The following is a 2,837-nucleotide window of genomic DNA, read 5'->3' on the forward strand; positions in this document are numbered from 1 at the left end:
CCTTTTACCTGAAGATGCTCATAAGAAGAAATTTCTTCCAGAAATGGTAATACCTCTTCGACTGAAAGGCCAAACTTACTTTCCTCTCCTGCTACATTTACTTCGATCAGAACCGGCATGCAGATATCTTTTTTTGCTGCCTCTTTTCGATGGCCTCTGCCAGGCGGACAGAATCTACAGAGTGTACCATAGATACTTTATCAATAATATATTTCACTTTATTTCTCTGTAAATGTCCGATCATGTGCCACTGTACATCTGATGGCATCTGATCGTATTTATCTAAGATCTCCTGAACCTTATTCTCCCCAAACACTCTTGCACCCGCATCATATGCTTCTTTCAGCATTTCCACCGGTTTGGTCTTACTGACCGCAATAAGAGTTACCTCTTGGGGAGAACGCCCTGCAGTATCGCAGGCCTCTTCAATATTCTTTTTCACAAGGTTTAGTTTATCAGCTAACATATTAAGCCTCCTTAATTAGTATAAAATGTCTTCTTCCTTTACTTTATCAGCGTTTCTAACAATGTGATCATATCTGGAAAGACCGTAGGTGGTGTTTTTAGATACAATAGCATATTCTTCGTTCTCATCAAGTATTTCAATACGGCGAAAAACCGCATAGCCTTTATTAATACAGTATACTCCCTCCAGAGTATTCTTGCTTTCTCTCCGATCACATATTTTTCACCGGTATCCGTATTGATCAGGGCATCCCCTTCCTTAAATGAACTCTTGTCAACATAATAAATCTGAGGTTGTTCTGCTTCATCCACTGCCAGTTTGGAGACAGATGAATCATCAATGCTTGCGTAAATGCTCACATTTTTAAAGGTTGTTTTATTTTTCCCCTCATAAAGGGTAAAACCTGTCTGATTATCCTGTGTAGTGGCCATTCTGGATGGAATCACATAAAAATCCTTGGTTACAATAGAGGTAAGAGGGATTTTCAGACCTACAACTGTGTTGGTTACAAGTTCAATGTCCAAAAAACGGTCAGATGCATAACGAATCAGACCTTTATTGAAATCAATCTGTCCATATTTGTCACCGTCTATGGTAATAATGGAAAAATCTCCGTTTTGTGTCATATCGTCTTTTAAAAATTTGACACGTATTGTAGAACGGTCTTTCAGTTTTTCAACCTGTCTGTCGCTCAAGGGAATCAGAAGGCTCCAGCGTTCATCTGTGATAATGGTATAAATGTCATCTCCTGCTTTTACCTTGTCGGAAGTTTTCAAATCTGTTTCATGGTAAGAATTCTGATCGAAATCTTCTGCCTTTACAGCATCTACTGTTTTTCCTTCATAATTATCCATGGAATATAAAACGATACCATCAGATTGGGACTGGCAGATAGTTTGATTTCCGGGATAAATATCTGCTGTTTTGTCATTGTCACCACTGTCATTTCCTTCACCGTCCTCATCTGAAGTAAGAGGAGCAGATGAGGTATTGCCAGACTCTGCATATTGAAGGATATTTCCCTTCAGTTCATATTTAAAGCTGTAGGTGCTGTTAAATTTACTTGAACTGAATCCTTTGGAAAAACTCATCATATCAGTCCGTACCTTTGAAAGTTCTTCCGGGGCAAGAGATGCCGGAGCAGAAGCTGTTTTTGTATCACTAAGTCCGTACACCGCTCCGGAAGCATTGATTTTACTGCCCTCCCTTGCATAATAAGTAATATAGCCTGATGAATCTGCCTTGCATAAACTTTCTTCACGTATGGCAAGGCCGGTATATGTTTCGTTGCGGGATAAAGGTCCTGATGTAACCTGATAGGACTCAATATGAGTAGTTGTAAAATATAATATGGCACTGAATGCCATATATATGAATAAGATGCCAAACATGATCGTTCCGATATTCAGCCCCACGACCATGCGAAGCCTTGCCAGGATTCCCGGCATTTTTTTTGATTTATTATCAGACAATGGAATGTCTCCTTTTTGTGCAGTTCATAATCATTCTATAACTGTTCAGCGATTTCACAGTGACTGCTGAATAGTTACACTATTTTCCAAAATATTGTAACACTTTGCACATTTAAAAACAAGTTTATTCATAAAGAATTCACAATAATCGTTACTGTTCACACACCACTATCCCGTTACTGAGAATGGAGTAAACAGTAACGGGAGCACATAAGTAAGAACACATTTTCAGAATATAAGTTTGCTTTTTGTCAGGAATTATGATATGATAAAAAAATCAGAAACTGTTCAGTATCTCATAGAATAGCAGACTGCTGAATGGTTATGAAGAGTGTACGAACAAAAAATAACTTAAAAAGGAGGGTATAATTATGCCATATGGAAGAATCACGCCAAAGCAGCAGGAGATTCTTGATTACATAAAGAATGAGATTTTGAACCGGGGATTTCCGCCGGCAGTTCGTGAAATCTGCGAGGCAGTCAACCTGAAATCTACTTCTTCCGTTCATTCACATCTGGAAGCACTGGAGAAAAATGGATATATCCGCAGAGATGCAACGAAACCACGTGCGATTGAGATTATTGATGACAATTTTAATCTGGTCCGCAGAGAGGTTGTGAATGTTCCCATCATAGGAACTGTGGCAGCCGGACAGCCACTTCTGGCAGTTGAGAATATTGAAGGCTATTTCCCTATCCCTGCAGAGTTTATGCCTAATTCACAGAGCTTTCTGTTGAAAGTAAAAGGGGAAAGTATGATAAACGCCGGAATTTTTGACGGAGATCAGGTTCTGGTAAAACAGCAGTCCACAGCAGAGGATGGAGATATTGTTGTTGCGCTGATCGATGACGGTGCTACAGTTAAGACTTTCCATAAAGAAAAAGGATACTATCGTCTC

General features: G+C 39.3%; 2 protein-coding genes and 1 pseudogene. 1 reads left to right on the forward strand and 2 read right to left on the reverse strand.

The window, feature by feature from the left end:
* Both AC075J_RS17665 and AC075J_RS17670 read right to left on the reverse strand, forming a co-directional pair.
* Positions 1 to 466, reverse strand: a pseudogene (locus AC075J_RS17665) (YggS family pyridoxal phosphate-dependent enzyme); the annotation flags it as partial.
* Between the two features lie 38 nt (positions 467 to 504).
* A complete protein-coding gene (locus AC075J_RS17670; protein ID WP_476390559.1) occupies positions 505 to 1,938 on the reverse strand; it encodes a biotin/lipoyl attachment domain-containing protein in 1,434 nt (477 codons plus the stop codon).
* 371 nt (positions 1,939 to 2,309) lie between these two features.
* Here AC075J_RS17670 and lexA point away from each other — a divergent pair.
* Positions 2,310 to 2,837, forward strand: a 528-nt coding sequence (lexA, locus tag AC075J_RS17675) for a transcriptional repressor LexA (RefSeq protein WP_476390560.1), incomplete at its 3' end; no start/stop codon positions are given.

It is taken from the genome of Blautia sp. ZXY-1-C6, assembly GCF_056339875.1.